A 7004-nucleotide genomic window follows, 5' to 3' on the forward strand; every position below is an offset into this window, starting at 1 on the left:
TTGAAGGCTTCAAATTTCTTTCATCAACAAGATAATTGTAGTATTTCTTAATATCTGATTTCTTCAGCGTTGATATTCTTTTACTTCCAATCACTGGTCGCACAAAGGTATTGTACATATATTTGTAATTTTCAAAGGTATTATTCTTCAACCCTCTTTTCATATTTGCCCAAAGGTCAAATAATTCATCAATGGTTGTGTATCGTGCTTCGGTCTTAATACCATCACATTTATCTTTCTGAATACGCTTTTCTTTTTCTCTCAGGTCATCTAAAGTTCTTGCGTAAACAAATCTTCTTTTCATCTGGCTGTCCTGCCAGCTAAATTGATAAGTACCGTCTTTTCTCTGAACCTCTCCGGTTTTCAGAACAACCCTTGATTTATCTTTTCTTTTTGTCGCCATTGTGTCCTCCTAAATTCTAAACTGCTTATCTATATATTTGTCCAGTCGTTCCCTCACAATATGGATTTTATTGCCTATCCATATTGCAAAGGGACAACCTACTTGATTAGACAACTCACGCAACTTCGTTCTTCCTATACCGGAATATGCTGCGGCTTCTTCGATTGTCAGCCACTTTCTTTCCCATATCGGTTCTTCAGCATTGCTTATGAGTTTTTCCTGATATGTTCTTACTTCGGCAAGTAAGCGTTCATCATCATTCAAGGAAAGTAAGTTTTTCAATGTATTCATCAAAAATCCTCCTCTTAATCATTCGACGATTTCCTATATGAAGAACAAATGGGCATTCTTCTTGGCTTGTTAGTTTTCTCAGTCTTTCTCTACCTATGCCAGAATATTCAACTGCTTCATCAATCGTCAAATTAGACTTATGCCATATCGGCACATCATATTTTTTTCGGATAATCTTTTCTGTATCTGCCATTACGGAAGCACCTCCTTGTTTTTTTCTACCCTTATGATAATTAAAAAATGGCGATGAGCCTATTATGCGAACCGACCCATCGCACATTTTACAAATCAGCTATATCGAATACGCATTATCAAGATATTCGTCCAGTTTTCTTCTTTTAATCAGTCGCTTACTTCCATTCCAAAGAACAAAAGGGCAAAACTCCGAGTCGGACATTTCTCTTAATTTTCTTGAGCCAATACCACAATAAGCTGCGGCTTCTTCTACTGTAAGATTGGACTTCTTCCAGATAGGAATAATGATTTTATTTTCTGTCATTGCTTCCCCTCTTTTCTTTCTTTGATGAATATCTGTCGGTAACAACATAATCCCAACCATCTCCATCACACTTATCACATCTGTCTTTTCGCTTTGCAAATGGGTCAAGTCGCCTTACAATATAGTCCGGATTGTGGATGTAATCATTCAGGCACTTCGGGCATAGGCAGCGAATATTTTCTTTCCCCTCCGGCTTGTAAACCCAAAGTCCAAAAGTCTTTTTCAAAGTTGCGTTTATCTGCCTGAAAAGTTTATCGTCATCTACCGTACCTATGTATTCACGCAAATCCTCTCTATTGACTGTCCGTATCTGCTCCAGAAGAACCATTGACGGTTTCTTCAGTCCAAACTCCTCGCCAAGAATAATGTGCGATGGCAAATATCTTTTCTTGATTACACTTGTAACCGCTGCAACAATAATCGTCGGAGCATTCTGGTTATAATCGTCTGCCTGAATGACAAGCACCGGACGTTCTCCGCTTTGTACTGAACCACTGTTATCTCCAAAGTCATAGTAGAATAAATCCCCACGACAAATCATTTTTTCTTTCATATACATAACCTCACAAGAATCTAATTTTTAAAGTGTCATTCGTATCCGGAATGAAATAACCCCTTCACTCATTTGGACAAAGAGTGCTGAAATGCACACCCAAAATCAGAGATTTTCATAAAATTTGATAAAGTTTTTCTTTGCCGCAGCAATAGACTTATCTACGGAGCTGTAATATACTCCCTCCTGCTTTGCAATCGCTCTGGAACTCATACCGCAACACACATTCTTCATAAGGCGTTCCCTCTGAAGTGGCTGCAACATTGAAAGTGCTATTCTTGCTTTCCTGATTTCACACTGACGCAATTCTTCTCTTTCCAGTTCAAGCCTTTCTTCCTCTGCTCTTTCAAACGGGTCGTCAAACATAATGGCAAGTTCTTTATGGAACTGTGAGGACATTTCATCGTCATATCCATAGCAGTCAAGTGTGCGACTGCTTCTCTTTGCATACTTGTCCTCATTTCGGTTTGCATCGTCAATTACCTCTCCCTGTGCAATGGAAAGATGAACAAACGGAGAATATCTTTCTATAACAAAGGGATACTTCTCCCAAAGCTCTTTTACAGACAATTCCGTAATAATCGCCCATTTCTCATCTCCGGTATAACCGTTATATTCGTATTTAAGATTTATCAGTTTACAATCCTTTGCAAATAATTCTTCTTGTTCTGCTAATGTAAGTTTGTTTGTCATTTTCGTAATCTCCTTTGAATTTTGAAAAATTGATAAGTTTCAAAATTCGGAGATTACGGGTACTCAGCTATCTGGCACTGCCATGCGTTATAAAACATAAAAGTCCTTTCCCAAGTAAGGGAAAAGACCTAATACTGCACGAAGCATAATCGAATAAAACAGCAACAAAAAAAGCACCGTCGAATCTGGACAGCAAAGAATACTTCTATTCTTCACTTATCCGGCTTCGTACGGTGCTTGGTAGTTTAGCAAATAAATTGCTTATCTCCGCTTACTCGATTAGAAATCGTTTCGATATTTACTTGTAATCTTCATCGCCTGCAATTCCTGCCATATCCGTTCCTACGGATTCTTCGGAAGTAAGCGAGATTTAAGATGTGGACATTCTTGCATTTCTGACACTTCACACTCAAATGTCCGGTTGCGTCTGAAAAAACTCTCTGTATCCTGAACCCACAAATCGGGCAGAGAATATCACGCTCTTTCAGGCTTTCTGCTTCTACTCTTGACAGAAGCAATCTCTTTTGTATTTCAGGTGCTACCTGAGTCTGTAACCTCATTGCGAAACACCTCCCAGATTTAATTCGTTGGAAATGTATTCAAGGATATTGTGATACTCAAATAGTCCCATATCTCTCAATCTGATAACCAAGGCTGTATAAGATACTCCGATATAAGCTGCCATTCTACGAATAACTGCTTTATCCTTTGAAGTAATGGTATTATCGCCATAAACCTTTATCGGATTTGACTGATTATATTTCGCCAAGGCATTTTCAATAATTCTTCTCGGCATAAGAAGCGAGGCTCCCATTGTATCTGCCTGCCACTCAACAGACGCAAACATCTGAGCCAGTTCCTCTTTGGAATAACTACGCTCACTGTCATACTCTGCATGAAAGCGTCCTTCACTCGGCATTGCATACATCTTGCTCAAGATATGATGTGACGCTTCGTGTGCCATTGTAAACCTGCGACGTCCCTGCTCCTTTTCGGCAAGAAGAAATTTATCAAGTACGATGGTATCTTTCGGGAAAACAAAGGGAATAATTTTTCCGTCCTGATGTACCAGCAGTGGTGTTGCTCCATCTGCCAGAAAACCAATCCTGCCTGCATCATCTTCTGCAAAAAAAGCGTATTCAATTCGTAACATAAGAAATTCTGTAATGAAATGTTCTATGTCGATGGATTGAATCACTCGATTGCTAAACTTATTAGCATAAGCTGTTATCAAGCCTTCGCTGATTTCTTCCAACTCGGCTCTTGACATATAAATACTCAAGTTGTGTCCACCTCCGACTCCACCTTATCCGGCGGTGCAACTCCTCCGGCAAAGTTCTGTTGTATTTCCGCACTATCCAAATTGATTAGATAGCGAATTCCTTCAAGTGTTCTCATTCGTCTGTCCTCTGCTATAGTTCTTTGATGATGTGACAAGCCACACCCTGAATGCAGCACTCATCTACAATGATGTCTTTCATCTTCTTATTTTCCGGATGGAGAATGATTTTCTTATTCTCATCATCTCGGAAGTAACGTTTCAATGTATTCTGATTATCCACAAGGGCAACTACTATATCGCCATCATTGGCTTCTACCTGCTTTTTAATAACCACAAGGTCGCCGTCATCAATCCCTGCTTCAATCATAGACTGACCGCTTGCTCTTAATATGAAGAAATCTCCTTTTCCGAAAATAGCAGTAGGAAGTGATACATATTCTTCAATATTTTCTTCCTCATACTGAGGACTGCCACAAGGAATAGAACCTACAATCGGCGTCTGTGTCTGTTCGCCACTGTACTTACGGGTCACATTGGTGCTAATCTCCTGCCCGTCGTACTCAATCATATTCTTCTCAGCCATCTCTACCAAGTATTTATATGCTGTACCTCTGGCAATACCAACCGCTTCAGCAATCTTTGTAGTCGATGGGGATTGTCTGTTTTGCAGGTAATAATCCTCGATGTACTTTTTTATCTCACTCATAAGTTCAGGACTCTTGCTTCTCATACCTGCACCTCGCTTTCTTTTCTATCGGAAGCAGTTTGCTTTCGATAGTTTTATTATACCTGATACGAAGAAATTTTCAAGTAGGTTTTTCGCAAAAGAAAAGAGGTGTCGCAATTTGCTAACACCTCTCCATTCTTTAATATTGACTTTACGCTTTATGCAGACCATCTACATAAATGCAAATCTGCACTATTCATTCTCTTTCATATCTTCAGTAGCTTTTGTAAGCATTTGTCTGTATTGCTCTTTCAAGTTTTCCGGTGCAAGTATCTGTACTTTTCCATTAAAGCCAAACACCCAACCGAAAAAGGTAGGGCTGGCTGATACTTCGGTCTGTACCCTGAAAGACGTCATATCATACGCAAGGGTTGTCACATCTTCTCCGAAACGGTCAACCATTGTTTTCATCAGACTGTTATCACACCGTAAATCCACAAGAACTTTCTCGCCTGAGAACATAAAGAAAACTTCCTTTGTGTAATTTTCAATATCAAAATCATCAGGCATAGGAATAATGTCCTTATCCAATATCTCAGGTTTTGAAGCAATACGGTCTACTCTGAAATTGATAACCTTACTTTTCTTCTCAGAATATCCGAGAACATAATAATAGTCCCCACACCAGAGAAGTTTATACGGACTGAGCTTATACACTTCGCCCTTGTTCTTCAGAACCTTTTTCTTTAATCCAGTATAATCATAATACTGAAAAGAAATCTGCTTGCCTGCATTGATGGCGTCGTTTATAGCGTCAATAATGTAATATATCTGCTCATTATCCGGCTTAATGCGATTGACCACATAGTTATTACGCTTCAGCTTTGCCACCTGCCCCGGACTGGTCATCGTATGTATCTTCTCAATCAGAGTTTCGCTTTTCTTCTTTGTAATGAACTTCGATGACTCCACTGCATCTATCAGCAGTTTCAGTTCCGGCAATTCAAACTTACGGCTGGCTACAAAATATTTGCTCTGAGTAGAATGGATAGTAACAATATCCATTCCAAACTCCTGAAGTGCAGCAATATCTTTTGTGACCGTCGTTCTATGTGCAGATATTCCGTATTCATCATTCAATATATTGATTAGCTGCGTCGTCGAAAGCGGATGTTCCTCGTCCGTTCTTTCCTCTAATATTTTCTTTAAGTATAATATTCTCGGCTTTGTTTCCATTGTTTGCCCTTTCCAAGCTATTACTCATATAGTCCTTTGAACATTTCTCCCTGTATCACGCTGATTTGTTCAATCGGAATTACTGTTTCATCCTGCATAATCAGTTTGCGTTCAAATTCATCAATCTTTTTCACTATGCCGGAATGCGTGAGATATGCTCCTCCGGATTTTTTATCATCAGGCACGAAATAAGTTATTGATATTTCCTGTTCTGTGCCGATATTATCTCTAATCATATTTAATTGGTCATTTAATTTCATAATGACTTCATCGCTTAACTCTAACCGTTCATCTGTTAGCCTTGCAGTCTCTTTAATGGCTGCATCGTGTCCTGTAAGTGCCGCAAAAGGTGCAAACTGTGCTGCTCTGTCGTGAAGTGACATACGAGGATGGTTCTTCGATGTCGGATTCGGCAGATTGATTATATCGTCATAGGAATGTTCATCCATCTGTTACAGCACCTCCTTTGCTCGACAAATTTGAATTTATACCCGGTACTTGTCTCGATTTATAGTCATATCAACCAAATGAAATACAAGTAAGATAATAAAAAAAACGGAAACTATTATTATTCCTGCACCCAGCTTGATAAAATCAATTATACCGCCAAGACAAAAGAGCATTGCCCATGTCTTAATCCGTTTTCCAGTAACTCTGCATATTTTCTCTGTATTTAATCCAGTATAATCTCCTGATAAAAACAGCACACTTCTTTCTGTATTCCTTGATTTGATAAAAAATCTTCCAACAAAAAAGAGAACAGTTGCCATCAGTAAATCAATAAATATAATTATTATTTTCATTTTCAACACCTCTAATTCTAAGTTCACAACTACCGATTTTCTCAATTCTCCAAACTTGAATTTATATAATTATTCCTCTAACTTTCCCCATTTTATAGGCTTTCCCGCCTGTCCATTAGTGAAATGATATGTAGTTTCCCTTATTTTTGCCCTTATGAGATAATCACAAGGGAAATAAGGGAAATTTTTTAGTCATTGCCCACCACTTTATCAAGAAGCCGAACTGATTTTCGTTTCGCATCTCTTGTGGAGTGAGCATAGACGTTCATTGTGGTACTGACATCTGAGTGTCCCAACAATTCCTGCACATCTTTTGGGGCAGCTCCATTTGCTAAAAGGTTGCTTGTATAGGTGTGACGTAACTGGTGGAAATGAAAGCCTTCAAATCCCTCTAATGTTTTTGCCACCTTTCTGCAAACAGTCCCCAAAGTAGTTGGAAGTTCCAAACAACCATCCGGTCTTAAACAGACGAAAGAAATTTCTTTATAATCTGTCGGGACTTCCTCTGTTCTGTCTAAACAATAATATTCGTAGTACACTCTGTTTTTCTCTTTGACCTCTTTGTAGTAGTTCGTGT

12 protein-coding genes are annotated in these 7004 nt (G+C 38.9%); all 12 read right to left on the bottom strand.

Annotated features, from left to right (window positions below):
• A partial coding sequence (locus tag NE638_RS17215; RefSeq protein WP_173734731.1) for an integrase DNA-binding domain-containing protein occupies positions 1–403 on the bottom strand: 403 nt, incomplete at its 3' end.
• Positions 404–412: 9 nt separating this feature from the next.
• A complete protein-coding gene (locus NE638_RS17220) occupies positions 413–694 on the bottom strand; it encodes an excisionase (protein ID WP_173746806.1) in 282 nt (93 codons plus the stop codon).
• Positions 660–887, bottom strand: coding sequence for an excisionase (locus NE638_RS17225; protein WP_002594705.1), 228 nt, complete (start codon positions 885–887; stop codon positions 660–662). The genes NE638_RS17220 and NE638_RS17225 overlap by 35 nt, the downstream gene beginning before the upstream one ends.
• 99 nt (positions 888–986) lie before the next feature.
• Positions 987–1193 (bottom strand): excisionase, encoded by a 207-nt coding sequence (locus NE638_RS17230; RefSeq protein WP_002594704.1) that lies wholly within the window; start codon positions 1191–1193, stop codon positions 987–989.
• The gene (locus tag NE638_RS17235) at positions 1180–1746 is read right to left on the bottom strand and encodes a type II toxin-antitoxin system PemK/MazF family toxin (protein ID WP_002594703.1); all 567 of its coding nucleotides are present in this window, start codon (positions 1744–1746) and stop codon (positions 1180–1182) included. Before NE638_RS17235 ends, NE638_RS17230 begins: the two co-directional genes overlap by 14 nt.
• Positions 1747–1851: 105 nt before the next feature.
• Positions 1852–2439, bottom strand: coding sequence for a sigma-70 family RNA polymerase sigma factor (locus NE638_RS17240; protein ID WP_173746808.1), 588 nt, complete (start codon positions 2437–2439; stop codon positions 1852–1854).
• Between the two features lie 556 nt (positions 2440–2995).
• Positions 2996–3721, bottom strand: a complete 726-nt coding sequence (locus NE638_RS17245) for an ImmA/IrrE family metallo-endopeptidase (protein ID WP_173746810.1) — start codon at positions 3719–3721, stop codon at positions 2996–2998.
• 130 nt (positions 3722–3851) lie between these two features.
• Positions 3852–4427: a transcriptional repressor LexA gene (gene lexA / locus NE638_RS17250; protein WP_330583888.1), complete on the bottom strand. Its 576-nt coding sequence runs from the start codon at positions 4425–4427 to the stop codon at positions 3852–3854.
• A gap of 213 nt (positions 4428–4640) precedes the next feature.
• Positions 4641–5624 (bottom strand): helix-turn-helix transcriptional regulator, encoded by a 984-nt coding sequence (locus NE638_RS17255; protein ID WP_173746813.1) that lies wholly within the window; start codon positions 5622–5624, stop codon positions 4641–4643.
• A gap of 20 nt (positions 5625–5644) precedes the next feature.
• Complete coding sequence (locus NE638_RS17260) at positions 5645–6073, bottom strand: hypothetical protein (protein WP_173746815.1); 429 nt, start codon at positions 6071–6073, stop codon at positions 5645–5647.
• A gap of 36 nt (positions 6074–6109) precedes the next feature.
• A complete protein-coding gene (locus tag NE638_RS17265; protein WP_005611085.1) occupies positions 6110–6427 on the bottom strand; it encodes a hypothetical protein in 318 nt (105 codons plus the stop codon).
• Positions 6428–6615: 188 nt separating this feature from the next.
• The coding region (locus NE638_RS17270) for a tyrosine-type recombinase/integrase (protein WP_173746817.1) at positions 6616–7004 on the bottom strand (389 nt) is incomplete at its 5' end.

This window comes from Blautia sp. MSK.18.38, from assembly GCF_024460535.1.
Classification (GTDB): domain Bacteria; phylum Bacillota; class Clostridia; order Lachnospirales; family Lachnospiraceae; genus Blautia_A; species Blautia_A fusiformis.